We start from the raw sequence: 26,232 nt of genomic DNA, 5'->3' as shown, positions 1-26,232 counted from the left end.
CAAGTTAGAGCCTAGAGTCTTAGGCATACTTTTTGGCATAGAAGACACATATAATGACGGCGAAACACACGAAAATCATGGCAAAATCGATAGATTCATGAAGTACTAGAGTACAAAGTATGAGCCCCAAAAAAGGTTGTAAAAGTTGAATTTGCCCAACACGTGCAACGCCGCCTAATGCCAAACCTTTGTACCAAAAAACAAAACCAATCAGCATGCTAAAAAGGGAAACATAGAACAATCCTGCGTATGCTGTAACAGGAATTGATGCCCAATTTTTAGGATAATAAATGCCAAATAACAGCAACATTAAAGGTAAAGCAATAATCAATGCCCAGCAAATGACTTGCCAACCACCAAGCTGTTTTGAGAGTTGTCCACCTTCGGCATAACCTAAACCACAAACCAATACAGCAATAAGCATATATAGATCACTGCTAAGATGAAAACTTTGCTGATCTTGAAACCACATAAATATGGCAACAAAGCTGCTGCCTATGATTGCAGAAAGCCAAAATTTACTTGAAGGTCTTTCGCCTGCACGTAACAAGGCAAAAATAGCAGTTGCTAAAGGGAGTAATGCCACGAAAACAAGAGCACGTGCCGCAGTTATGTGTTCTAAAGCAAGTGCTGTGAAAAAGGGAAAACCGAACACAACGCCCAATGCAATTACAATTAAAGATTTGATTTGTTTAAGGGTTGGAAAGGGTTGTTTAAATAATAGAAGGCATAACATTGCGAGTCCACCAGCTATCACAGCACGAGCGCCTGTGAGAAATTCTGGACTGAATCCCACCACAGCAAGACGTGTAGCAGGCATAGAACCCGCGAAAATGACCATACCTAGAAAGCCATGTATCCAACCCATATTACTTTGCTTCATGCTTAAATCTCATTTTTCTATGATTCAATTACATGCCAAATGGGAAGCTCTAAACAGATACAATCCAGTACAATTTTAAATAACTGTATTGGTATACAATTCCTACTGTCAGAAATCGATTAAGTTGAATATTTAGCCATCATGCATACACACAGCAAAATTGATATTGTGATTGAAAAAATCAAATCCCAAATTTCAAACCAACGTTTTGTTGCTGGAGCACGCTTACCTTCGGTACGGCGTTTATCGCAGGATATGAATTTTTCAATTTCGACAGTGGTGGAAGCATATGCACGCTTAGTTACAGAGGGGGTACTTGAGGCAAGAGCGGGTTCTGGGTTTTATGTTAAAGGACAGATGCAAGCGAAGAAAATAGCAGAGCATCATGTTCAATATGATCGAGAAATTAATCCTTTATGGATTTCACGCCAATCTTTGGATGCGAATGAGGAAACGCTTAAACCTGGTTGCGGCTGGTTACCTCCAGAGTGGATGCCTGAAAGCAGCTTGCGTAAAGCTTTAAAACATGCAGCGAAATCATCTTTAAAGATGCTGGTAGAATATCCTGTACCGCAAGGTCATATGGGCTTAAGACAATGGATTGCCCGTAAAAATAATCAATATGAAATACAAGTTGAACCCTCACAAATCTTAATTACAGATTCTGGTACTCAGTCTATAGACCTAATTTTTCGTGTACATTTGAAAGCTGGGGATGTCATTCTAGTCGATGATCCATGCTATTTTAATTTTCAGGCATTGATTCAAGCCCACCATTTACAGGCAATTGCAATTCCATTTACAGCCCAAGGTCCTGATATTGAACGTTTCGAACAAGCCTTACAATATCAGCCCAAGCTTTATTTAACCAATTCTGGAATTCATAATCCAACTGGTGCGACCTTATCCATACAACGAGCCTATCAAGTTGCCAAATTAGCGGATCAAGCGAATCTAATGATTGTAGAAGATGATATTTTTTCAGAGTTTGAATATGTTCCCGCACCTCGTTATTGCACACTTATGGGTTTAGGGCGGGTGATTCAAATCGGTAGTTTTTCTAAAACTTTAACCGCTTCACTTCGCTGTGGTTATATTGTTTCTAGTCAACAAGATATTGAAAAATATATTGATTTAAAAATAGCAACTAATTTTAGTAGTGGACATTTGAATGCAGAAATCATATTTTCTGCACTCATGGACAGTCAGTATTTAAAACATATCGAGTCATTAAAAAAGAAACTCAATACCAGTATGGGGTTATGTATTCAACGATTAAGGCAACTGCATATAGAACCTGTACTTATTCCCAAAGCTGGAATTTTCTTATGGTGTAAACTTCCTTCAGAGATTGATGCAGCAGAATTATCTAGACGATGTCTAAAACGTGGATTAATTCTTGCTCCAGGGCATGCATTTAGCCAATCAGAAGGTGCAAAACATTTAATGCGTTTTAATGTTGCGCAGTGCATGAATCCCCAAATATTTGAGATCATTGCGCAAGTGATGGATAGTTTTAGTTTTGATCATGAAAAACCAAATCCCAAAATGTTGATTAATAAGAATGAAATGCAACGGAATTAATTTTTTGATGAGAAAATGTATGAGATGTAATGATTTTGTCATTACGTCATCCATTCAATGGGTAAGTAGGACAAACTCTTAAAAGTGAAACGTTGAAACTTTGTGGTGTGCGGATCAACATGATATTCAGTTATTTGCCCATTTTCATGATGTTCTAACCAAATAATTTCACCTTGAGGATTAAGTTTTAGTTCGTATGCAATTTGCGGTAAATAGTGATCCATCGCACTTGTGACTTGGTTTTGTAAATGTTCAGATTCGACCACCAATCCAACCTCAGTATTTAAGTTCACTGAACGAGGGTCAAAATTAAATGAACCAATAAAAACTTTGCCATCTACGTCAAAAAATTTGGCATGTAATCTTGACGAACTTTTCCCTTTGGCAGGAATTGCATTACCTGTTAATACCTCATACCAAGTACGCTGTTTTCGTTGAATATCTGGTTTAAACTCATAAAGTTGAATGCCATTTTTAAGCAGCTCTTTCCGATATTTTTGATAGAAAGCATGGACCAAAGCCACATCATTAGCTAAAAAAGAATTGGTTAAAACACGAACTTTAATATTTTGATGTGAAAGATCTGCAAGAAAAGCAGCACCATCTTTAGAGGGCACAAAATAAGCTGATACCAATTCCAAATGTTCTTTAGGAATACCCATTGCATGTTTGAGTTGAGAATACAGCAATTTATCTTGAGCAATGTCGCCAAGCGTTTTTTCAGGATAATCAGCCAAGAATTGGGCTTTAACCCATTCAACCTGACGTTCCTGCAATTGCGCCATGATTTGTTTCTGTGCCAAATCTAGTTGGTTAATGAACCGTTCTTTTCCATGATCGTTCATCGCATAACTTTTACGAAGCAGATCCAAATCATCAGCCGATTCGACCCCAATCAGTTGTTGTACTGAATAACTCAGGTTACTATTCCAGAAGTTAATGAAAATTTGATTGGCAGATTTTACTGCATTACCAAAAAACAGGATGTCCATGTCAGTAAATTGAAAATCTTGACCTGCATCAAAATATTCACGGCTAATATTGCGTCCTCCAGTCACTGCAATGGCACCATCAGCAATAATGAGTTTGTTATGCATACGATGATTGATCTGTTTCAACCGAAAAGCATAATCAATAGCCCTAAAATGTCGATATTTATAAGGGTTGTAGAGTCTGATTTCAAAATTTGGGTGTGCAACTAACTTTTTCAGTAATGGATCTAATTTGGTGCCATTTTGATCATCAATCATAAGGCGGACTTTAACACCGCGGTCTGCTGCTTTTAACAGTTCAGCCAGCATCATGTGGCCTAATGAGTCATTTTCCCAAATATAATATTGCAAATCGAGGGTATGTTTCGCATCGCGTATTAGGTAAATACGTGATGCAATACTCATAAATGCATCATCTAATGCTAAATAGGCTGTAAGACCTTGTTTGAGTTGGGCATCAATATTTTGGCGTTGTATCCAATGTTCCGTGTGGTAGTCTGATGCAGATTGTTTTTTGGCTTCGTTTTGAGGGAGACTACAAGCAGTCAGTGAACTCATGCTTGCACATAATAATAAGGAGAAGTACCTGGTATTTTTCTGCATTTTTTCTAATTCATTATTACCAATATAAATACATATTATCATGCTGTTATGGTTGTATTAAGGTTTAAAAAGCGGTTACTGTAGTTCATCTGTTAAATATTGATATAAGGATGAACATGGCATGAAATCACGTGCAGCCGTAGCCTTTGCGCCAGGACAACCACTTCAAATTGTAGAAATTGACGTTGCTCCGCCTAAGAAAGGAGAAGTATTGGTCAAAATTACCCATACGGGTGTATGCCATACCGATGCATTTACTTTATCTGGTGATGATCCTGAAGGCGTTTTTCCTGCTGTATTGGGGCATGAAGGTGCAGGTATTGTGATTGAAGTGGGAGAAGGCGTAACCAGCGTTCAACCAGGCGATCATGTTATTCCACTGTATACTGCAGAATGTGGTGAATGCTTATTCTGTAAATCAGGAAAAACCAATCTTTGTGTTGCAGTCCGTGCAACTCAGGGTAAAGGTGTAATGCCAGATGGTACGACACGTTTTTCTTATAACGGCGAACCAATTTACCATTACATGGGCTGTTCTACCTTCAGTGAATACACCGTTGTTGCTGAAGTATCATTAGCTAAAATTAATCCTGAAGCTAACCCTGAGCAAGTTTGCTTGTTGGGTTGTGGTGTAACAACAGGGATTGGTGCAGTACATAACACAGCCAAAGTACAAGAAGGTGACACAGTTGCGGTATTTGGTTTGGGGGGGATTGGTTTAGCCGTAGTACAAGGTGCGAAACAAGCGAAAGCAGGTCGTATTATTGTAGTAGATATGAATCCTGACAAATTTGAATTGGCGAAACAGTTTGGTGCGACAGATTTTTTAAATCCTAAAGACTACGAACAACCAATTCAGCAAGTCATTGTTGAAATGACGGGTTGGGGTGTCGATCATTCATTTGAATGTATTGGTAACACCAACGTCATGCGTTCAGCACTGGAATGTGCACACCGAGGTTGGGGACAATCAGTGATTATTGGCGTAGCAGGTGCTGGTCAGGAAATTTCAACACGCCCATTCCAATTGGTGACGGGGCGTAAATGGATGGGTACAGCTTTTGGTGGCGTAAAAGGACGTACACAACTACCAGGCATGGTCGAAGATGCAATGAAAGGTGAGATTCAACTTGCACCTTTTGTGACTCATACGATGGGTTTAGATAAAATTAATGAAGCCTTTGATTTAATGCATGAAGGAAAATCTATCCGTTCAGTGGTACATTTTTCTGAATAAATTCACCTAGTGACGACTAAAGACCAAGCAAAAGCTTGGTCTTTTTTATTTGTTCTACATCAATATTGCTATTTTGAACGTCTAAATTGGCAAGAAATGACATTTTGTTAGACAGAAAATGATAATAAATGCCAAATGATATGTTTTGTCCTCATCTGACATAGAGCCCTGAATCAGTTAAATCTATTGTTAACGCAGCAATAAAAGACAGTTGTATAAAAATATAGATTGATTCAGATGAGTACAATTATGGGAAATCATGTGCAATATAAGCCTGAATGGATACGCGAAGATTTTGTCGATTTCATCGCAGAAAAAGTGCATCCGACTTGGGCGTGGAAAAGAGTCAAAGCTCAGCTTTTTGCGCGCAAAGTATTAAGTGCTGACTTTATTCAGTTACAGTTACGCCCAAATCAAAATTTTAGACCAGAGAAAGCTCAGTCAGGGCAAAGCCTGCTGATCACGGTTGTAATTGCAGGTGTTCGACAACAGCGGAGTTATTCTATAGTCGATATCCTCGGCAATGGAGATGTACTAATTGCTGTAAAACAACAAGGCACTGTTTCAAACGTTTTAACAAATTCAGCATTAGGTTCCGTCGTCGAAATCTCTCAAGCTCAAGGCGAGTTTGTGTTGAATCAACGCTCTGGAACAGCAATGCTATTCCTTGCCTCTGGAAGCGGTATTACTGCAATTTACGCTTTAGTCAAACAGGCATTGAAAAGTACCGAACAACCAATCGATTTATTGTATTTTAATCGTGATAATGCCTACCACACAGAACTAGAAGCCTTAACAGCACAATATCCGCAGTTTAAATACCATCCATTGAATACTTTACAAAATTCACAGCACTTAACTGAGCAACTACTTCAGCAACTTGTACCTGACTATCAGCGCCGTGAGTGTTATGTCTGTGGTGCACACAACATGATGCAAAGTGTGCAGCAGCTTTACGTCAATCAAAGCATCTCTCATTTACTCAAGATGGAATATTTTAAAATCCAGATTGATCAATCACTAGAAGCACAACCTGTGACTTTTCTACGTGCGCAGCAGGAATTTTTAGCGACAGATAATTTATTAGAAAGTGCTGAAAAAGCAGGGCTTAAACCTGCACATGGCTGCCGTATGGGTATTTGTAATACATGTTCTTGTACCAAAGTACAGGGGGTAGTTCGAAATGTACTCACAGGTGAAATTGATGAGCAGAGTAATACACAGATCAAACTATGTATTTCACAGGCCATTAGCCCAGTGGTTATAAATTTATAAAAGTTTAATGTAGGGACAAATAAAATGAATAAACCCGTTAATTTTCAAAGTAATACTAAATCTCGTTATCTTACAGATGAAGAAATTCAGTCTTTTGGAGAAAAAATCGAAGTCATTCGCCGTGACACAATGCAAAGTTTAGGTGAACAAGATGCTGCTTATATCTACAAAATCCGAAATTTTGTCCGCTACAGTGAAATTGCTTCACGCGGTATGTTAATGGTCGCGGGCTGGTTACCACCTGTTTGGTTATTGGGAACTGGGTTGTTGGGTATTTCCAAAATTGTAGAAAACATGGAATTAGGGCATAACGTCATGCATGGTCAGTTTGACTGGTTAAATGACCCAAGTTTAAACGGTGCAAATTACGATTGGGATACCATTGCAACAGGTGATGATTGGAAATATACCCATAATTATGTGCACCATACTTATACCAATATTGTTGGAAAAGACCATGATGTGGGCTATGGACTGATTCGGGTGAGTGAAAGCCAACCTTGGGAGCCAAGATTTTTATTCAACATTCCGCTGGCCATCCAATTGATGATTTTTTTTGAATGGTATGTGGGCGTACAAAATTTACATTTGGAAGATGTGCTGGCATATAAAACCAAGACATGGCGTGAAGTTTGGCAAGATTCGATTAAATTACGTAAAAAAGTAAAGCGCCAAGTCATTAAAGACTATGTATTTTTTCCTTTAATTGCAGGGCCAAATGCCATTCCAGTTTTGGCAGGGAATGCGGTCGCCAATGTGATCCGTAGTTTATGGGCATCCGCTGTGATTTTTAATGGACATTTTACTGAAGATGCTGAAACTTTTGAGTTAGACAATACAGAAAATGAAACTCGAGCGGAGTGGTACTTACGCCAGATTCGAGGTTCGAGTAATTTCTCAGGTACGAAATGGCTCCATATTCTAAGTGGGAACTTAAGCCATCAAATTGAGCATCACCTTTTTCCAGATATGCCTGCCAACCGTTACGCAGAAGTAGCACCAAAGGTTAAAGCCCTGTGCGCTGAGTATGGCGTACACTACAATGAAGCTAGTTTTATCAAACAGTTCGCAAGTGTTTGGGTTCGACTCGGCCAATGTTCATTACCAAATGGCTCGAAGGAACAATTCAAGTTGACTCTGCAAACGCAATTCAAGCGATGGATTTAAAAGTAAGATCATTTAATTGATTGATAAGTAAAAGTTGCTCTAGACATAACTATTTTTCCAAAAATAAAGGTTGTCAAAAGTAGCAATAAGGCGTATTTTTAATTTCAGATACTTTTTTGATGAAACAAAGATGTTAAAGCAACCTTTAATTGCAAACGCTTATTTTTATTTCTGGCAGTTTAGCTAATTGCCTGAACGCGTTTGGGCAAAATAAAGGTTGCCCACCAGTTGATACCTGATCGGCAACCCCGGTCAGGTTTTTTTATGCTTTGTTTTTTATATATTTTTTAGGAGATTCACATGTACGCATTTAACACTTCATATTTTAGCAACGGTTATTGGTTTTACTTTAGTCAGTTTATGACGCAATCCTTATCATCCCATAGATCCAAAACGCACAAATAAAAGATCGGACTGAACAACAGTCCAAAGGAAAGACCAATGAATGCTCTAAATACTGCACTACAACATCAACCGACTTCACAAGAAACATTATTGAGTTTGCCACAGCAGCTCAAAACACAACTTCCTCTTTCTGCGTCACTTACGGCACAGATTGCCGAACATCGTCAAACTATTCAAAATATCTTGGCTGGTACAGATTCACGTCTTTTGGTCATTACTGGACCTTGTTCCATTCATGATCCTGTCGCGGCTTTAGAATACGCACAAAAATTACAACACTTACAAGCGCAAGTTTCGGATCAAATTTTTCTAGTGATGCGTACTTATATTGAAAAGCCACGTACAACAGTGGGTTGGAAAGGTTTTATGTATGATCCTGACTTAGATGGATCATCAGATTTACAAGCGGGTTTAGAGCAATCACGCCAACTTTATCTACACATTATTGAAATGGGTTTGCCGATTGCGAGTGAAATCTTAAGCCCAATGGCTACGGCTTACTTCGATGATTTATTGGCTTGGGGTGCAATTGGAGCACGTACGAGTGAGTCTCAAATTCATCGTGAAATTGCAAGCCAAATGCCATATAGCATTGGTTTCAAAAATGGTACGGATGGTTCAATTCAAATTGCGTTAGACGCTATTCAATCGGCATCCCATGCTCATCAATTTTTAGGGATGAGTCAGTCTGGTTTGCCATGTGTGCTTCAATCTCGTGGTAATCCACTTGCGCATTTAATTTTACGTGGTTCAAATACTGGTCCGAATTATCAGGCGGAAGAAATCAATAAAATTAAAGTGAAAGTAAAAGGCAATTTGCCTGCGCTAGTGATTGATTGTAGTCATGGCAATAGCAGCAAGAATCCAGCATTACAGCCAGATGTGCTGCGTCAAATTGTGAAAGAACGAGCAGAAACACAAGTACGTGGTGTCATGCTGGAGAGTCATTTGGTTCAAGGGAATCAAAAGATTTCTTGCGATATGATCTACGGTCAATCGGTAACAGATGGTTGTATTGGTTGGGAACAAACTGAACATCTATTGCTAGAAGCTGCACAGCAATTAAAACAATTACATTCATAAAAAGTAAATAGTAAAAAAGCCCCTGAAAACAGGGGCTTAATTTTTTATGCTATTTTGACCACAAAGAATTTATAAAATAATAGGCTCAGTAGAACGAGAACCGCACATAAGATATAAGACATGCTATAGCCTTGTGCTGTGATCAGAATACCTAACAGTATTGAACCGAATGCAATACCTAAATCATAAAAAGTAAAGAAGGTGGAGGTTGCGTGCCCAATCCGTTGAGGCGCAGCGCATTGGATCGCCAGTGTTTGTAAACAGGGTTGTACAGAACCAAATCCCATTCCAATAAAAATGGCCGCAAGCATAAACCCGATCAAGCTATTGATTTGGCTTAATAGAATAAGACCTACTGCAAATAATGCTAAAGCAGGGTAAATGACATAGCTTGGACCCTTGCGGTCATAAATTTTTCCAGTCAAAGGTCGTAGACTCATCATCGAAATCGCAAAAACGATAAAAAATAGGCTGGCATACGCAAGCAAATTTTTTGATGCAGAATATGTTGAGATAAATGACATAATGCTTGCATAAGCAAATGAAACCATCATGGCCATAATAGAAACAGGCAGCGCCTTTTTCTCAACAAAATCATGAATATATAACTGCTTTTTCTGCATCTTTTGCATAGTTGAAGTCTCAGTTTGCACGGGAATGAGAAAACAAAACACAAAACCTAGACATACAATCGCAGCAAGAATAGTTGCTACAACAGCATAAGATAATGGCTGAATAAGCGATAAACCAATGAGTGGACCTAAGACAATGCCTAAGTTGACTGACATGACAAAGTAACCCATACCTTCTCCACGGCGTGAATCTGGAATGAATTCGTTCGCAATAGGTACAGTAACTGTGGTTAAAATGCTAAACCAAATTCCATGTAAAAAGCGTAACCAGAGTAAGACTTCTAAATTATCTGCAAAAATATAGGCTATTGAGAATAAACAGAACAAAAACTCGGAAACAAAAAACGTTTTTTTACGACCAAATTTTTCAATAATCAATCCACTAAATGGACGTACCGCAATAGACGATGCCATAAATAAAGTCATGGCCAGCCCAGCTTGAGCAAGACTGCCATGTAAGTCTTGCAAAATATAGATAGGTAGAATTGTGGTTTGTGCAAAATAAAAAACAAATAGAAATAAGTTATTGGCTAAACACAGAATAAAAGACTTATTCCAGAGCTGTACTGAAGCTGAATGAGGCATAATTGACCCAGAAGTAGTAAGGGAATCATGACAACGTAGCTAAACTTTTTATGTATTCCCTAAGCGTACCAAGGTCATGAAGATAAGGTTTAATATTAACCAATTAAAGAGGAAAAATAAAGTAAATTGATATTTTGATATATTTTTTTCTATTAAAGTTTTTAATGTATATTTAAATTATCATTATTTGATTATCGATCAATTTAACCCATAAAAAAATCAGCTCGAAGGCTGATTTTTTTAAGATGCGTAGCTCATTTAGAGTCCCGCTTCATAGTCCGCACTAGACAACAACGTGTTTACATCATCGATATTATTTGGCTTGATTTTGTAGATCCAGCCTTTGCCATATGGAGCATCATTTACAAAGTCAGGATCGTCTTCTAGTGCAGTATTCACTTCTACGACAACCCCAGAAACAGGGGCATGGATATCAGAAGCTGTTTTTACAGATTCAACTACACCCGCTTGTTCACCTGCAGTAACGTGTTGTCCTACTTCTGGCATTTCGACATAAACTAAATCGCCTAAGGCATCCTGCGCATGGTCTGAAATCCCAGTTACAACAAGATCACCTTCAATTTTCACCCACTCATGCGTGCTCGCATATTTTAAATCTGAAGGATGATTCATGATGACACTCCTTAAAAGTATTCATTTATTTTTGTCATGCTTTATACATGTTTTTACATAAAAACAAAAGGTTTATAGGTACGGATCTTTACGCCAATTACTTGGGCTACGTCCACTCCAACGCTTAAAAGCACGGCTGAAATTTGCAACATCACTATAGCCTAGTTCATCTGCAATTTGTTCTAGTGTGTAATCCGTTCGGGAGAGTAGCGACGTTGCATGTCGGTAGCGAACTTCATCGACGATTGTTGAAAAAGAGGTTCCTTCAGTCGCTAACTGGCGCTTCAAGGTTCTATCTGACATATGTAAGCGATATGCCACATTTTCAATACTTAAATAATGCTGCTCTGAATGCGTCAAAATGTCGCGAACTGCCATAGAAAGCCGTCTACGCTCACCTAAAGCCGAAAGCTCAGCTTCACATTGGTTGATTGCAATTTGACTGGCAATCGGGTCAGCATTCACCATTTTTAACGCGAGATATTTTTTGTCAAAGCTGATCAATAAATGAGGTTGATCAAAACGAAACTGATGATTTGGAAACTTGGTAATATAGCGTTCAAAACCTTCGGGTTGGGGAAAATCAAAATCAATTTCACCCCCCAAATCAGTGACACCTGTCATGGCCTTGGCCATAGAAATGATGCCAATTGTTAATGCAATACAAATTTCTGAACGCAAGGGTTCTATACTGACATCACTTCGAAGCTGCAAAGTTGCTTTTTCAGCAAAAGTAGAAAAATAGATTTGCAGGAAGGGCAGTCGTAATTGCACAAAGCGGTTGGCAAGGACCAGCGCATCGGTAATATCATTTGCGGTCATAATGGCATAACCAATAAAACCATGAATAGAGATACGCATTTGCGTACCCAAATGATAGCCTAGAGTTGATTCGCCAGTTAAGGCTAAGGCATGTTGAATTAAGGCATTGGCAACCGACGTCGAGATTCGAAAATCTGGCTCTGCTAATTTTTCACTATTGAGCTGGAATGGAGCAAATAAAGTATCTGCGTTATACCCCCAGCGTGACACGACATCTAAAAGTAACAGACCATAGACTCCAGGAATTCCTTGGTCTTGTCTAGACGAAATAGTATTCATGCGCGATCCATTGCACGTTTAATGTTGTTATATCAGTCAGTTTTTTATATTGGCATGAAATCGTAGCATGCACCTTATAAATTGTTCGACAAACCAAACAAAGCAGATTCTAAAACCACACGTGATTTTAGAATCATCGTCTTTTAAAGATCAGGTCGATAGTTTTTACTAAATACTAAAATTTTAGTATTGCCGAGTAATACCGCTTCACCATTTTGATTGAGCGTTTCAGTTGTGTAACTCACAATAGCTCGGTCAGGTTTAGATTTTGACGGTTTGATTTCGGTAATTTCTACCTCGACATGAATTTGATCGCCTGCGCGAGTCGGTCTTGGCCAACGCACTTGTGCTTCTGAGCCAATTAAACCATATGCTACAGGAAAGCATTCTGTCCAAAGTCGCATGGTAACTGCGGAAGTATGCCAACCGCTGGCAGCCAAGCCTTTAAAAATTGGATGATTCGCTGCCTCGATCTCATTGGTATGAAAAGGCTGCGGATCAAATTGATGCGCGAACTGCTTAATTTCATCTACAGTCATTTCATAGGCACGACTGATAAAGCGATCCCCTACATGTAGATCTTCCAAATACAACATCAAGCACTATCCTTATTTTTTAGTTCATGTTGTTCAATTAAAAAACCACCAGTTTGACGTTGCCATAATTGCGCATAAATGCCATTCAAAGCAACCAATTCATCATGTGTACCTTGTTCGGCAATTCGCCCCTGATCGAGCACAATTAAACGATCCATTTGCGCAATCGTAGAAAGTCGGTGCGCAATTGCAATAACCGTTTTATCTTGCATTAAATCATACAAACTGGACTGAATTGCTGCTTCTACTTCAGAGTCTAAGGCACTGGTCGCTTCATCAAGAATCAGAATAGGAGCATCTTTTAAAAATACTCGCGCAATAGCAATACGCTGACGTTGTCCACCCGAAAGTTTAACCCCACGTTCGCCCACATAAGCCTCATAGCCTTTACGACCACGAAGGTCAGTTAGTTGTGGAATGAAATCCTCTGCTTTGGCTTTGCGAACAGCGTCATACATTTCCGCACCACTGGCATCTGGGCGTCCGTATTTAATATTTTCCGCAACTGTACGATGCAATAGCGATGTATCTTGTGTCACTAAGGCAATACTTTTACGTAAGCTATCTTGGCTTACATCCTCTATATTTTGTCCATCGATTAAAATGCGACCTTGGTTGATAGTATAGAAATGTAATAACAATTGAATGAGCGTAGATTTTCCAGCACCAGAGCGACCAACAATGCCAATTTTTTCACCTGGGCGTATGGTTAAATTAAAGTGATCGATGACATTTTTTTCATTATAGGCAAAGCAGACATCTTCAAACTTAATTTCGCCGTGTTTCACCTCAAGTGTGGTGGCATTCGGTTTGTCCTGAATACTAATCGGACGTCCTAATGTTTTCATACCATCTTGAATGGTGCCGACATTTTCAAATAAAGCAGAAGTTTGCCACATCATAAATTCAGCAATACTGTTGAGTTTTAAAATCATGGCAGTCGTTGCCGCGATAATACCCAACTCTGCACGACCTTCTAGCCACAACCATAATGCTGTGCCAAGTACACCGACATAGAGCACAATGCTGAGCGAGTTAATACTCATTTCATAGCCTGAACCCAACCGCATTTGCTTATAGACCGTGCGCATAAACTCTTGCATCGATGACTTGGCATACTCACTTTCACGACCTGCATGAGCAAACAGTTTAACAGTTTGAATATTGGTATAGGCATCAGTTACTCGACCGGTCATCACTGCACGTGCATCGGCTTGTTCATTGGAAATTTTGCTGAGTCTAGGAATGAAGTACCAAGCTGCGAGTAGGAATAAAGCCAACCAGACCAATAGGGGAATAATCAGAAATGGCGAGATTGAGCCGAGTACAATACTGACTGTAAAGAAGTAGATCAGGACATAAGCCAGCATATCACCCAAAATCATCCAGAATTCACGCACTGCAAGGGCTGTTTGCATGACTTTTGCAGAAAGTCGTCCTGCAAAATCATTGTGGAAGAAGTCCAGACTTTGTTGTAATAATAAATTATGGAACTTCCAACGCAGACGCATTGGAAAGCTACTAAACAGAATTTGGTGTTTGATAATGGACTGGAAGTTAGCAAAAAAGATATTACCGAGTAATATCATGGTAAGTAACATTAAGTTTTGACGATGTTCTGCCAAGAATGTATCGGGTTGGCTTTTACTGAGCCAATTGACTAAATCGCCAATTTTGGCGTACAACAGGGCTTCAAAACTTGCAGCACCAGCAGTACAAAGTACCAAAATAAGCAAATAAGGTCGTACACCTTTGGATGCACTCCAGACAAATGCAAAGAAAGTTGTAGGCAGTGGATCTTTTAAACCTTTGCTAGGATAGGGATCTACTCGCTTCTCGAACCATCTAAGCATTAATATTAACCTCTTGATAAAGTTGCATAATTTTAAAATTAAAAAACAATAAGATAATTACCAGTTTTGCAAGAAAAAGTATGGGCTATCTTGTCAAAAATAACAGATTATGAAGACGAAAAGTTTCATTCAACGCGATTTTCACGTGCGGGAGAACAACTAAAATCTGTTGGGATTCATTGTAATCCATATCAATCTAACTCACCATCACAAAGTCTAAGCGTGCAGATCACGGGGGTGTTCACACTTTTGTCACATATTTAAATTATAAAAAAGTAAGACAAATATGAGACTTAGAAACCCAATGAATGATTTATCGGTGAAGAAAATAAATAAGCAAATTGATGAATTTACACAAAGTGGAAAGATACCAAGCGAGTTAGTTTTTGGCTATAAAACTTACGCGGTGCTTATGCAAGATGATAAATTCGCAGACCAGATCATGAAAGGGACTGAAAATCCAATCGTTAGATTTTATAAAAAACTCAAAATTACCTTAGTCACGGATAAACACTATTTTCAAGTGAAATAATGAGACAATTGAGTTGAAAATAGACGAAAGTGATTTCGATTAAAATTTGTTGCAACATAGCAGACACAGTCGAAAATTATTAAAAGAATGTGCAAAGCATCGTATTTTTTGAAAAAAAGATGATAATATTTTTATCGATACAGGTTTATTGATAACTTTAAAATCCTGTAATTGTTAACTTAAATAATTGAATCAATAATAAAGGTGACAATATGAGAGGAAGTGTAGAACGATACGACTCCCAAACACAATTGGGGATGATTCGTGATGAATGTGGTGAATGGTTCTATTTTGCTGTAGAGCAATGGAATGATCCGAATAATTTACCGATTGATGGTCTCGTTGTTGATTTTATTATAGACGGTGCTGAAGTCACTTCTGTTTGGGAAGTAAAAAATACACATTAATTTTCTTTTCATCTTTACCCGCTCTTCAAAAAATATCGAATAAGGTCTACTTAGGTAGACCTTATTCATTAATTTCTGCATTTGCTACAGAATTAATTTCGCTACCGAAATACTTGGTCTGAATGTAAGGTTGGCTGCTTGCAAATTCTTAAAAGTAGAATGAAGTGTTCATACTATCTTTATTACAATACTTTTTATATTAAAGGCTTAAGTAAAAACTTGCCAAATCGGAATGAATCCACTATTCATTGTACTCATACTTAAAAAGTGAGTTAGACATGCTTGAAATACTCATACCCTTTACTATAGCGATTATTATTTTAACGATTACGCCTGGTTTAGATACCACGTTAATTATTCGCACAGCTTCGCTTGAAACCCGTCAAAGTGCTTTTCAAACGGCATTAGGAATTAGCTTTGGATGTATGGTGTGGGGGATTATTGTTGCATGTGGACTAGGCGCATTATTAGCCACCTCAGAACTCGCTTTTAACTGTTTAAAGTGGATAGGGGCAGCTTATTTGGCTTGGTTAGGACTACAGTTATTAATAAAGCCACGCAGTCATTTAGAAAATCAAATAGAAATTAAGAAAACAACCAACTATTTTCTTAAAGGCTTTTTCTGCAACATTCTTAATCCTAAGGTTGGACTGTTTTATGTCACTTTTTTACCGCAGTTTATTCCTAGCGATGTAACCCCATTTTTCTGGATTATGGGACTGGTTGCGATACATGTTGTATTGGGTTTACTTTGGTCAAGCATACTTATTTTCATGATGCAGCCAATTTCCAGATTTTTGAAACAACCCAAAATTGTTCGACGTTTAGATCAAATCACAGGAACTATTTTCTTGTTATTTGCTATCAAGCTTGTAATGAGTAAGCGTTAGTTCAAAGTTGAGGAACAGAACAAAATGAAGGGCGGGTAACTTCGTTTTGGTCCAACAAGAAATTACAACAGCTTCACATTTTGCTTGTTAAAATACAACTAAAGCATATAAAACAGGTGCATTATGAAAATAATAATAATGTGTTTCTGCTGTTTGTATTCTGGCGCGCTATTTGCCTCTGTTCAAGACAATATCAGCCTCTGCGAAGCAATTGCGATTGTCGCAGGGAATGTGATGCAAGAAAGACAAGATGATGTGCCTCTCAGTGTCCAAAAAAGTATTGCACTTGAATATGAAGATGGTGCAAGAGAGTTGTATGAGGCAATTGTAGAAGATGCTTATGATTTACCTATACTTCTCAACGATGCCCAAAAGCAGCAAGCCGTAGAAAGTTTTAAATTAGAATATTTTGATTATTGTGAACATGCTGAAGTCAGTGAATAATTTTCAGGCAGAACAATTTAAATCAAGTATTTTTACTGATTCCTTGAATAGTACATTTGAGTTAAAAAATCCCCTCACAAAAAGCAAGGGGATACATACGATTAGATATGCGATTTAGTACGGTCTAGCAGGTAGTCATTCGGTGCATGTACCGAATGTTGTGCTAAAACTTTCATATCGGAACCAGACGGCGCTTGGTAAATTCTTAAACCGAACTCAGGTAAAATTGCAATTAAATGATCGAAAATATCGGCTTGAATGGCTTCATAATCTTTCCACACCGTAGTGTTGGCAAAACTATAAATTTCCAGAGGTAGACCTTCGCTGGTTGGTTGTAATTGACGTACCATTATAGTTTGATGTTGAGCGATACCAGGATGTTGTTTTAAATAGAACTCGACATAGGCACGAAATGTACCCAAATTGGTCAAACGACGTTGGTTATAAACGGCTTGATTTGAGAGTTGCAAATTAAACTCTTCTAGTTCTTCTTGTTTCGTATTTAAATACTGATCTAGGAGTAAGAATTCCTTCAATTTCTGTTGTTCTTCCTTATTCATAAAGTGCACGCTACTTTGATCGATAAAGATCGAACGTTTTATACGACGTACACCTGCCTGCGCCATACCACGCCAATTTCTAAAGGTGTCGGTCACCAGTTTATTGGTTGGAATGGTGGTAAAAGTCTTGTCAAAATTCTGAACGGTGACTGTATGTAATGACATATCAATGACATCACCATCCGCATTTAAAGAAGGCATTTCAATCCAATCTCCAATGCGGACCATGTCATAAGATGAAATTTGTACAGAAGCCACTAAGGATAAAATGGTATTTTGGAACACCAACATTAATACGGCAGCCATAGCGCCAAAACCAGCCAACAAGGTGAATACATCTTTTTTTAAGAATGTACCAATAATCATCAAAGCACAGACCACAAATATGACCAGCTTCACCAACTGTAAATAGCCTTTAATCGGCTTGTTTCTAGACTTGGGGTTACGCTGATAAATTGCATTAAAGATATTTAAACTTTCACCGATTGCAAGTGCAAAAGTAAGAAAGATAAAAGCTTGGGCTGCCATTTGAACCAAGCTAATAATTTTCACAGATAGATGAGGGATGGCCACAATCCCATTCATGATGACTAGAGCAGGAACAATATTGGCAATTCTACTAATGACATGATGCTGAGTAACGATATCATGATTGGCAAACTTTAATTTGGAGATCACTTTACGAATACCGCGAACAACAACTTTTTTCGCAATAAAATTGGTTAAAATCGCGAGTAATATCAATAGACTTAATGATAAAAACATATCTAACCAAGCATATTGATTTGACCACGCTGTAATACGTTCAATAAAAGTGAAATGCTCCAAAATTTTCCTCAATGTAATTTTTTACTTAATTGATATTTTATAAATTAATAGCTTTTGATTGAAGTTGAATAACATTTTTTAAACATATCATTATTTTTCAGTGTTCTTTGATGCGCTAAAAATTCTGAATACGGCCCATTCTTATTAAAATAATTAAACAAATATGGGAATTTATTCAAAGCGTTGAATAAGATAGATATTAGTTATTCTCTTTTTTCGTGGCGATCACTAGAATATATTTTCAAATCAATATCTTGAAGATTTAAACCCTTGCAATCATAGACGAATAATTCTTCACTTACGTCAAAATCAGTAGAAATGCTCAATTCCAATACTTCAGCAGTGTTAAAAGCCACGATGAAGTCCTAAAGATATTTTTTATCATTATTGAAAAGGGCGTCTAAATGACGCCCTTTTGATTTTGATTACCACATTAAATCATCTGGAATCACATACGCTGCATAAGGATCTTCTTCATCTGTTACTTGCTCATTCTTTTCAGAATTATTCACAATAATGAAGCCTTTCATTTTTTCATTAATACGATCTGCCAGTGCTTTAGGCAAGTATGCATAACTGTCTAGATCCTTCGCAATCACTAAACTACCAGAAACCAAGGCGTTATATATTTGCTGCTGTAAATACACTTTTTTGATTTTTGAGTCATCAATAAATTGATAGACCACATCACCAGCAACGTCTTTAATTTTGTGTTGCTGAATCATTTGTACAATTGCAGCTTTTAATTCTTTCTCTTGTAAGATGCTTTTCTTTTCTTGTTCAAGAGCTTGGTCTTTTGCCATTTTATCTTGTTTATCTTGAGCAATTTTTGCTTTGATTTCAGCATCATCATTTTGCCCAGTACGTTGCTCATGCACCGCTTGTTTAGACAGTTTTTTTGCCTTTTTGTTGTCTACCAGACCCGCTTTTAATAACTGTGCCTGTAAAGCATTTTTAACCATAAGAAATTCCAAAAGGGTTAATGATGACGATGTTTAAAGTAAATGATCCAGTACACTAGACTTAAGAAGAAACTTAAACCGACTGGAATGAGATATGCGTCTAATTTTAAATAAGGATAAATCAGGCTTGCAACCAGTCCACCCAGTAGAAAGCCAAATAAAATAAGCAAATGTAAAATAATTCGCCGTCGGCCGACGTTTAAACCTCTCAGTCCATAGCCTAATGCGAGTCCGAGATCCGTCAAAACACCGGATAAGTGTGTGGTACGAATAATTGTCCCCTTATAATGGCTGACCATTGCATTTTGAACGCCCATAGCAGCACATGCCCACAATAAGGCATAACGTGGAAAATAGGGCAAAAGTAACCAACACAGCAGAATAAAGAAAGCAACCAAACTGAGCGGAACACCGTAGCGCCGTCCCAATTGAAAATTGCCATTTCCCAGTATCAGTCCACTATAGCAAGACCCTGCGACATAACACAGGATGACGAGAAGAAGATAGAGAATTGACGCAGGTTCCCAATGGACAATTGCCATCGACAACATACTGACATTTCCAGTCATATGAGAAACGGACTGGTGTAATACGGTCACCAGTCCGAGGACATTAATCATGCCCGCATTGGTTGCGAGAAAGAATGCCCCAAATTGCATCCAAAGTGGTAAAGTTTGAAATGGCATATCGCGATACAACCATCCAAGAGTTGTCTAAATGATTATTTATAAAATAGTATTAACGTGACGCACGATCAACTGCTGCAGTAAATAAAACGTCTGTAGACGAGTTTAATGCTGTTTCTGTTGAGTCTTGTAGTACACTAATAACCATACCAATAGCCACCACCTGCATTGCGATATCTGAAGTAATACCAAATAATCCGCATGCAACTGGAATTAATAACAAAGAACCACCTGCAACGCCTGAAGCACCACATGCTGAGATTGATGCCACAACAGATAAAATCATCATAGTTGTGAAATCTACAGAAATACCTAAAGTATGGACTGCTGCTAAAGTTAATACCGTAATAGTCACTGATGCACCTGCCATATTGACTGTCGCCCCCAAAGGAATGGCAACACTGGCTGTAGCTTCGTTTACTCCTAAGCGTTTTGCTAAATCAAGATTGACGGGAATATTTGCAGCCGAACTACGCGTAAAGAATGCAGTAATTCCACTTTCACGTAAGCACTGGAATACTAGAGGGTAAGGGTTTTGACGAGTTGTTAAAGCAACTAAAATTGGGTTAATCACCAATGCAACAAAGAACATTGTTCCAAGCAATACAGCTAAAAGCTGCGCATAAGCTGACAAGGTTTTTAAACCTGAATCTGCAAATGTAACTGCGACTAAACCAAAAATACCGACAGGGGCAAAGTTAATTACAACACGGATAACATGATTTACTGCGTTTGCAGCATCTGCAATAAACACTTTGGTGCTGTCATGTGCATGACGGAAAGCTACACCTAGTGCGATCGCCCAAGCTAAAATACCAATAAAGTTTGCTTCGCTAATTGCTGTAACTGGGTTCGCAATAAAACTTAAAAGTAAATTCTTTAAAATCTCTGCCAAGTTTCCTGGTGGTTGTAATTCACCCTGTGCAGGAATGTCCAAAAATAACGTACTCGGAAAAACCAAGCTCGCAGCCACTGCACTAAATGCAGCAAGTAACATACCCACCGCATATAAGATCATAATTGGGCGAAGGTTTGCACTATGTCCAACTTTAAAGTTGGAGATGGAGGCCATGACCAAAACGAAAACTAAAATAGGCGCAACGGATTTTAGGGCCTTAATAAATAAGTCACCTAAAAGGCTCAAGTAAGGAGCAGCATTAGGGAATACAAAGGCAACGACCATCCCTAAAATAATGGCGATGAGGATTCGCGTAACTAAACTTAAACGCGCAAAAGCTGAAAACATAGGTTAGCCTTGTCAGTATTACGAGGGCAGAGAGTTAAAATTAAGTGTGCAATTCTATACCTAAAATTTAAAATGAATAAAAGATATTTTGATATAAAAACTAACTTATTCTTTTTAAAGTTGATATTTTCTGATTTAAAATGACAAAAAACAGAATTTTATTGCAAAAAACGGTTTTTAATGCATTTTATCTGTAATAACAGCTTTGAAATTATTTACTTAGCTTTTCAAGTTGAACTTAAAAATTCTGGATTTAAAGCCTGAATGGCTTGGTAATGGGTTAAATGAATTCGTCCATCTAACTTTTCATACAGTCGGGAATGAATCAGTTTATCCATTACAGGACCTTTAACTTCAGAAAGATGAAGTTCGATATTAAGTTTATGCAGTTCAGCATCTAATTCTTCTAATACTTCCAAGGCACTATAATCAATACTACTTACCCCAGAGCAATTTACGATTACAAATTGCACATGTTTCTGTTCACTGACCGCATTAATAAAGAAGCTTTTAAAACTACTGGCATTTAAAAAGTTCAAGCCTTCATCAATCCGTAGGGAGAGAATTGTATCTACAGTTTTGACAGGATAACGCTGCTGATTCCGAAAATGTTGTGTACCTTCCACCAATCCAATGACAGCCATATGCGGACGACTAATACGCCAGAGCATTAATAGAAAGGTTGAAATAACCCCTAAAATTAATCCTGTAGAAATATCAATGCAAATCACAGCAAAAAAAGTAATCCACATGGCAATCCCATCTGCTTTAGAGTAATGCCATGTTTCCAAAAATGGTTTCAAATCAACCAGTTTCCAAATTGACACTATAATGGTTGCAGCAAGAATGGCTAAAGGGAGGTTTTTAAAAAAAACCGTAAAGAATAAGCTGACAACCACTATAAAACAGGACGATAAAATACCTGCCATCGGTGTTTTGGCACCTGCATCGGCATTTACGACGGTACGTGACAAACTTCCAGTCACTGGAAAAGCAGAGCTTATACCTGCGCTTAAGTTGGAAAGTCCAAGAGCAATCAGTTCCTGATTGCTATTTAATGCGCTGCGTTGCTGCAAAGCAGTTGCCTGAGCAATTGAAAGTGATTCTACAAAGCTAATCATGGCAATCATGCTGGCTCCTGGCAGAAGTTGCAGCACTAAATCCCAGTTCCAGTTTGGAATACTTAACGGTGGAAAGCCAGATGGAATTTCGCCTACTGTTTTGATTCCAATACTTTCAAGTTGAAAAACAGAAACCAAAGCAATTGAAAAAACAACGAGAAATAGCGGTATTGCTTTAATTAGAAATGTTGAAAATTTAAACCGTTGTTGGATATGACTTAAGTTGAGCAATTTGGGTATATAAATTAACAACAGCATAGCTGCCATGCCAAATAGCAAAGTACCCCAATGTGTTTGGTTTACATGTTGATAAAAGCTAACGATCAATTCAAGAATGTTATTGGATTGCAGCGGAATATCCAGTAAGAACTTGATTTGCCCTAAAGCAATGAGTAGCGCAGAGGCAATGATAAAGCTATGAATGACAGGGTGGCTAATCAGTTGGATGAGAAATCCGAATTTAAAGATGCCCAATAAAAAAGAAATAGTCCCAACCATCATCGCCAGTAAACAGGCTGCTTGGATATAAGCTTCCGAACCTACCTCAAAAAATGGGGTCAGTGTGGCAAAAGTCATCATCGAAATAATGGCCACGGGGCCAATCGAAAGTGTCGGACTACTGCCAAAAAAAGCATAAACAATCATGGGCAACATACTAGCGTATAGGCCCATAATTGGTGGTAAGCCAGCAAGCATTGCATATGCCATACCTTGTGGTACTAACATTGCGATTACAATGAGTGCGGAAAGTAGGTCAGATTTGAATTTAGCGAAACTATAATCTGCAAGCCAAATATAAGCTGGAAAATACTTCGAGTATGATTTCTTTGAATTAGACATAGACTGATCTAAAGCGCAAATTTGAATATATTATGCACAGAAATCACAGTAATAATGAGAAATAGAATAATGATTTTATTTAACTTAATACAGACTTGGTACAATACAGTTCATATAAAGTCTGTAAAACCTGTACTAATTTTTCATCTTTAATTGAATAAAAAATTTGCTTGCCGTCACGGCGTGTGCTAACCACATCACTTTTTCTTAACATCATCAGTTGTTGAGAAAGTGTAGGTTGGGTAATTTGTGTGATTTGTTCAATTTGAGACACATTCAGTTCTTGTTTGGCTAAATGACACAAAATCAGTAAACGGTCAGTATTGGCTAGTGATTTTAAAATACTCACAACATGCTCAGCGGAATTACGCATTGATGTAATTTCAAAATCATTTTCCATTAGAACGCCTCACTAAAATCAGTTTGATATTATAAGCGTACAACGTAGAGATTACATGTAGCTAAGATTTCAATGTCGATGGTTTTTAATGAAAACAATTATCAGATTTATTTATAAGGGCCGTATGTAACGGGCATGTCATTCGACTTCAATCACATGCCTGTTAAACATCGAACTTAACTTTTTTTGACCTTTATACTGTCATAAAAATTTTTCAATTCTTTTTCATTAAATTGTGTCGCATGGTCAAATGCATCTTGGTGATCTTGCGCATACCATGCTAAACGATGTTGCATTTGGGGTACAAAATCTGGAGCCAGTAGTAGATGCTCACGGGTAATTTCGGCAAGTCCTAGCTTTTTCAAGGTCGTTAAATAACCTTTTAAAGTTGCACTATCAAAATAGTAACCTTGAGTAATAACCTGATTTTGGCTTAGCTGCTGCAATGCAGCTTTTGCCATTTTTTCGAACACTTTTTCTGAGAATGTTTGCGTATTTGCATAGTGAGAGATTATGCTCTGCATCACAATAAAGTTATTTAAACTACGCTCGGATAAGGCAGCGAGTGTCTGTAATCCTGTGCTTTCCGTTGATGATTGCATAACGTGGCTAGCATCACGCTCAATCCACTCGGCATCCTCAAAATGATCTAAAATAGCATGTATCTGAATTTCGACATCTTCAAGCTGCCATTTTAAGAAAAATTCTTCTTGAATAAATGGATATAAAGACTGTGCCAATTGAATTAACTCAGAAATTTCAATTTTTTCATGATGCTGAATAATTCGTGCCACTAGCGAAGCTAAAATAAAGCAGTGCAGAATATTATTACTAAAATAACTTAATAGAATTTTTTGGCTGTCGGCAACACGAACCCACGTTTCTGAATTTTGATGATGAATTTCAACTTGCTTTAACTTCACAGCATATTGAATGATGTCTGCACTAGAAAGCCCAGAAATGATCATGCGGTCATCATACCGATTCTGTTCCAGTAATTTACGATATTGATCAAGCGTTGCAACTAAACTTGATTCAGTCAATTGATGCTCTGGAGCATTCAATAAAATTAAAGAAATAATAGATATCGGGTTTATCACCACAGCTTTATTGATATTTTCTAAAATCGATTGTGCTGTTTGATCAACAGTATTAACCACTGAAGCGGGCAGTTTATCATTGATTTTTAGTTTAATATTTTCAGCATCTTGCTGTTTTAATACATCATTTAGAAAAACAGGTTCGCCGAAGTTAACATAAACTTGACCAAACACTTTCTCAATTTTGCGTGCAGAACTTAAAATTCCCCAAAGTGATTCAGCTTCTTTAGGTTTGCCACTGAGTTCATTTAGGTATGAAGTTCCTTCCAATAATTTTTCATAACCAAAGTAAGTTGGGATAAAGACAATAGGCTTGGAATTGCCTCTTAAGTGACTTTGAATGGTCATCGACAACATGCCTTTTTTGGCTGGTAACAATAACCCTGTACGTGAACGTCCACCTTCAATAAAATATTCTAAAGGGGTATTACGCATCAGTAGACTATGTAAATATTCTTTAAATACAGAAGTATACAGTTCATTACCATTAAAGCTACGGCGAATAAAATAAGCACCCGCACCACGGAACAATTGACCGACAATCGGTAAATTCAGGTTAATACCTGCGGCAATGTGCGGCACCATCAAACCACGATTAAAAATTACATAAGACAGTAACAAGTAATCAATATGGCTACGATGGCAGGGGGTATAAACAATTTCATAGTCCTGAGCCAATTCACGTACGGTATCAAAGTTATGAACTTCAATACCATCATAAAGTTGAGTCCATAATTTGGTTAAAGCAAGATAGCCAAAGCGTAACGTGGAATAGGAAAAGTCAGAAGCAATTTCAGTTAAATATCGACGTGCGCGATGCTCAGCTTCAAACATACTGATATTTTCATCAATACTTTCTTTCCGAATGGCATGTTTAACGTTATCACTAATCAAAAGGTTATTAATGACATTACGACGGTCAGATAAGTCTGGCCCTAAAATTGCCTCTTTATATTTATTAAAGTTGGCATTCAGCTCTTTCATTATGTAGTGAGCAGGCGAGAAATTCGGGCTCAATTCCTGCGCTTCAGTAAGTAACTTTCTTAAAGAAAGTGGCTTATGAAACTCTAGATAGTTTTCACGGCCATACAATGAAATATTCATGGCTTGTTTGAGTGGAGATGGTGTTGACCATGCATCAGCAAATAAGGCTTTATACCAAGAATCTTCGTATTCTGGTGCACGTCCCCACAACATAGTCACAGGTACTAAATCGACATCCAATTCTGGGTTTTTATCCAGAACTTCAATTAAATGAATAAGTTTCGCAGGATAATGTAATCCTTGTTTAAGATGGTTCTTTTCATTCAAAACTAAAATGGAATCTTCTTCTTGTACCGTTCCAATCTTTAAAGGTTGATAGACTGAAGGTAACTGTCTCTTTTGCGCTTCATGATCAATCAATACAGCATTACTGAGAGAAGCATCTTGTAATACATAGCAAATAGGGGTGTCGGACGAAGCTGAATATTGCTGTTCTAGTTCAGAGGTCGTGCCTAATACTTGTGGACTCACCACTTTATTTAGAATTTTCTGTGTGAGTTGACGATAAAATTGGCGATAACCTTTATTGGACATTGTTATTCC

At 37.8% G+C, this 26,232-nt stretch carries 24 protein-coding genes; 9 read left to right on the top strand and 15 right to left on the bottom strand.

What is annotated here, in order from left to right:
* Positions 1–19 precede the first annotated feature (19 nt).
* On the bottom strand, positions 20–883 hold the full coding sequence (locus I593_RS13115) for a DMT family transporter (protein WP_016168067.1): 864 nt from the start codon (positions 881–883) through the stop codon (positions 20–22).
* A gap of 141 nt (positions 884–1,024) precedes the next feature.
* Here I593_RS13115 and I593_RS13110 point away from each other — a divergent pair, with 141 nt between their 5' ends.
* Complete coding sequence (locus I593_RS13110; protein WP_016168066.1) at positions 1,025–2,467, top strand: aminotransferase-like domain-containing protein; 1,443 nt, start codon at positions 1,025–1,027, stop codon at positions 2,465–2,467.
* Between the two features lie 41 nt (positions 2,468–2,508).
* On the opposite strand, the gene I593_RS13105 is transcribed toward I593_RS13110, so the two are convergent.
* Positions 2,509–4,017, bottom strand: coding sequence for a phospholipase D family protein (locus I593_RS13105; RefSeq protein WP_212750024.1), 1,509 nt, complete (start codon positions 4,015–4,017; stop codon positions 2,509–2,511).
* Positions 4,018–4,183: 166 nt separating this feature from the next.
* Between I593_RS13105 and I593_RS13100 the strand changes: the two genes are divergently transcribed.
* The 4 genes from I593_RS13100 to I593_RS13085 all read left to right on the top strand — a co-directional run bounded on the left by I593_RS13100 (position 4,184) and on the right by I593_RS13085 (position 9,229).
* Positions 4,184–5,299 carry an S-(hydroxymethyl)glutathione dehydrogenase/class III alcohol dehydrogenase gene (locus I593_RS13100; RefSeq protein WP_016168064.1) on the top strand — a complete coding sequence of 372 codons (1,116 nt, stop codon included), beginning with the start codon at positions 4,184–4,186 and terminating at the stop codon, positions 5,297–5,299.
* A 249-nt stretch (positions 5,300–5,548) separates the two neighbouring features.
* Positions 5,549–6,574 carry a flavin reductase family protein gene (locus I593_RS13095; RefSeq protein WP_016168063.1) on the top strand — a complete coding sequence of 342 codons (1,026 nt, stop codon included), beginning with the start codon at positions 5,549–5,551 and terminating at the stop codon, positions 6,572–6,574.
* A gap of 24 nt (positions 6,575–6,598) precedes the next feature.
* Positions 6,599–7,741, top strand: a complete 1,143-nt coding sequence (locus I593_RS13090; protein ID WP_016168062.1) for a fatty acid desaturase family protein — start codon at positions 6,599–6,601, stop codon at positions 7,739–7,741.
* Between the two features lie 441 nt (positions 7,742–8,182).
* The gene (locus I593_RS13085; RefSeq protein ID WP_016168061.1) at positions 8,183–9,229 is read left to right on the top strand and encodes a 3-deoxy-7-phosphoheptulonate synthase; all 1,047 of its coding nucleotides are present in this window, start codon (positions 8,183–8,185) and stop codon (positions 9,227–9,229) included.
* Positions 9,230–9,273: 44 nt separating this feature from the next.
* Here the strand turns inward: I593_RS13085 and I593_RS13080 are convergent, their stop codons facing one another.
* The 5 genes from I593_RS13080 to I593_RS13060 all read right to left on the bottom strand — a co-directional run bounded on the left by I593_RS13080 (position 9,274) and on the right by I593_RS13060 (position 14,629).
* Positions 9,274–10,446, bottom strand: a complete 1,173-nt coding sequence (locus I593_RS13080) for an MFS transporter (RefSeq protein ID WP_016168060.1) — start codon at positions 10,444–10,446, stop codon at positions 9,274–9,276.
* A gap of 258 nt (positions 10,447–10,704) precedes the next feature.
* Positions 10,705–11,079 carry a glycine cleavage system protein GcvH gene (gene gcvH, locus I593_RS13075; RefSeq protein WP_016168059.1) on the bottom strand — a complete coding sequence of 125 codons (375 nt, stop codon included), beginning with the start codon at positions 11,077–11,079 and terminating at the stop codon, positions 10,705–10,707.
* Between the two features lie 72 nt (positions 11,080–11,151).
* On the bottom strand, positions 11,152–12,180 hold the full coding sequence (locus tag I593_RS13070) for a helix-turn-helix domain-containing protein (RefSeq protein ID WP_016168058.1): 1,029 nt from the start codon (positions 12,178–12,180) through the stop codon (positions 11,152–11,154).
* A gap of 143 nt (positions 12,181–12,323) precedes the next feature.
* Entirely contained in the window at positions 12,324–12,776 is a 453-nt protein-coding gene (locus tag I593_RS13065; RefSeq protein WP_016168057.1) for a MaoC family dehydratase, read from the bottom strand.
* Positions 12,776–14,629 carry an ABC transporter ATP-binding protein gene (locus I593_RS13060; RefSeq protein WP_016168056.1) on the bottom strand — a complete coding sequence of 618 codons (1,854 nt, stop codon included), beginning with the start codon at positions 14,627–14,629 and terminating at the stop codon, positions 12,776–12,778. Before I593_RS13060 ends, I593_RS13065 begins: the two co-directional genes overlap by 1 nt.
* A 304-nt stretch (positions 14,630–14,933) precedes the next feature.
* On the opposite strand from I593_RS13060, the gene I593_RS13055 reads away from it, so the two are divergent.
* From I593_RS13055 to I593_RS13045, 4 genes are all read left to right on the top strand, one after another.
* The gene (locus tag I593_RS13055) at positions 14,934–15,161 is read left to right on the top strand and encodes a hypothetical protein (protein WP_016168055.1); all 228 of its coding nucleotides are present in this window, start codon (positions 14,934–14,936) and stop codon (positions 15,159–15,161) included.
* Positions 15,162–15,373: 212 nt separating this feature from the next.
* Positions 15,374–15,568 (top strand): hypothetical protein, encoded by a 195-nt coding sequence (locus I593_RS20460; RefSeq protein WP_016168054.1) that lies wholly within the window; start codon positions 15,374–15,376, stop codon positions 15,566–15,568.
* 278 nt (positions 15,569–15,846) lie between these two features.
* Positions 15,847–16,458, top strand: a complete 612-nt coding sequence (locus I593_RS13050) for a LysE family translocator (RefSeq protein ID WP_016168053.1) — start codon at positions 15,847–15,849, stop codon at positions 16,456–16,458.
* A gap of 123 nt (positions 16,459–16,581) precedes the next feature.
* Positions 16,582–16,902: a hypothetical protein gene (locus I593_RS13045; protein ID WP_016168052.1), complete on the top strand. Its 321-nt coding sequence runs from the start codon at positions 16,582–16,584 to the stop codon at positions 16,900–16,902.
* 101 nt (positions 16,903–17,003) lie between these two features.
* On the opposite strand, the gene I593_RS13040 is transcribed toward I593_RS13045, so the two are convergent.
* The 8 genes from I593_RS13040 to plsB all read right to left on the bottom strand — a co-directional run bounded on the left by I593_RS13040 (position 17,004) and on the right by plsB (position 26,223).
* Positions 17,004–18,290, bottom strand: a complete 1,287-nt coding sequence (locus I593_RS13040; RefSeq protein ID WP_016168051.1) for a mechanosensitive ion channel family protein — start codon at positions 18,288–18,290, stop codon at positions 17,004–17,006.
* Positions 18,291–18,493: 203 nt separating this feature from the next.
* A complete protein-coding gene (locus I593_RS20455; protein WP_016168050.1) occupies positions 18,494–18,646 on the bottom strand; it encodes a hypothetical protein in 153 nt (50 codons plus the stop codon).
* 69 nt (positions 18,647–18,715) lie between these two features.
* Positions 18,716–19,252: a DUF2058 domain-containing protein gene (locus tag I593_RS13035; protein ID WP_016168049.1), complete on the bottom strand. Its 537-nt coding sequence runs from the start codon at positions 19,250–19,252 to the stop codon at positions 18,716–18,718.
* A 17-nt stretch (positions 19,253–19,269) separates the two neighbouring features.
* Positions 19,270–19,938, bottom strand: coding sequence for a YoaK family protein (locus I593_RS13030; RefSeq protein WP_016168048.1), 669 nt, complete (start codon positions 19,936–19,938; stop codon positions 19,270–19,272).
* 52 nt (positions 19,939–19,990) lie between these two features.
* Positions 19,991–21,184: a serine/threonine transporter SstT gene (sstT, locus tag I593_RS13025; RefSeq protein WP_016168047.1), complete on the bottom strand. Its 1,194-nt coding sequence runs from the start codon at positions 21,182–21,184 to the stop codon at positions 19,991–19,993.
* Between the two features lie 227 nt (positions 21,185–21,411).
* A complete protein-coding gene (locus I593_RS13020; protein WP_016168046.1) occupies positions 21,412–23,145 on the bottom strand; it encodes a SulP family inorganic anion transporter in 1,734 nt (577 codons plus the stop codon).
* 79 nt (positions 23,146–23,224) lie between these two features.
* Positions 23,225–23,545, bottom strand: a complete 321-nt coding sequence (locus I593_RS13015; protein WP_016168045.1) for an ArsR/SmtB family transcription factor — start codon at positions 23,543–23,545, stop codon at positions 23,225–23,227.
* A 176-nt stretch (positions 23,546–23,721) separates the two neighbouring features.
* On the bottom strand, positions 23,722–26,223 hold the full coding sequence (gene plsB / locus I593_RS13010; protein ID WP_016168044.1) for a glycerol-3-phosphate 1-O-acyltransferase PlsB: 2,502 nt from the start codon (positions 26,221–26,223) through the stop codon (positions 23,722–23,724).
* Between the last annotated feature and the right edge of the window lie 9 nt (positions 26,224–26,232).

The sequence above is a fragment of the Acinetobacter tandoii DSM 14970 = CIP 107469 genome (assembly GCF_000400735.1).
GTDB classification, from domain to species: Bacteria; Pseudomonadota; Gammaproteobacteria; order Pseudomonadales; family Moraxellaceae; genus Acinetobacter; species Acinetobacter tandoii.
The sequence above is the reverse complement of the archived record's forward strand: the minus strand, read 5'-3'. Positions and strand labels throughout refer to the sequence as shown.